Raw genomic sequence first — 560 nt, forward strand, 5'->3', positions numbered from 1 at the left:
CGTTCGCCTACGACTACATGCTGCGCACCGGCAGGGTCACACATGAAGACCTGCGCCAGCGCGACCCGGAATTTATCGCCCGCGTGGAGGCGGGTGGCTATCACCAGCCCAACGCTGCGCGCGCCGCGGCATAGCCATCGGCTGAAGCGCGAACCTCAGTGCCTTACCCGCACAAGCCGCAGCATAGCGGCTGTGCGTTGACCATCCCAGGAGACAACATGACTGCCCCATCCGCCCCCCGCGGTGCGGCGGCCGGCGCCCCTGCGCGCGCCGCCGTCAACGTACGCGAGTTCATCGACTCGGCGCGCCTGTCCGGCCTGCAATTGCGCATCATCGCGCTGTGCTTTGCGATCGTCGCACTAGACGGCTTCGATATTGCCATTATTGGCTTCCTTGCCCCCCATATCCGCGCCGAATGGTCGCTGTCGATGGTGGCACTGGGGCCGCTGTTCTCCGCCGGGCTGCTCGGGCTGATGACCGGCGCCTTTCTTTGTGGTCCGCTTGCCGATCGCATCGGCCGGCGTCGTGTGCTGGTCCTGTCGGTGGCGTGGTTCGGCGCC

General features: G+C 66.8%; 1 protein-coding gene. It reads left to right on the forward strand.

Annotated elements, in window-relative coordinates; all coding sequences use genetic code 11:
- Nucleotides 1-218: 218 nt before the first annotated feature.
- On the forward strand, nt 219-560 hold a 342-nt coding region (locus tag AC1Q7H_RS39915), incomplete at its 3' end, for an MFS transporter (protein WP_492316568.1).

Source organism: Cupriavidus sp. GW823-FHT06D04, from assembly GCF_058795055.1.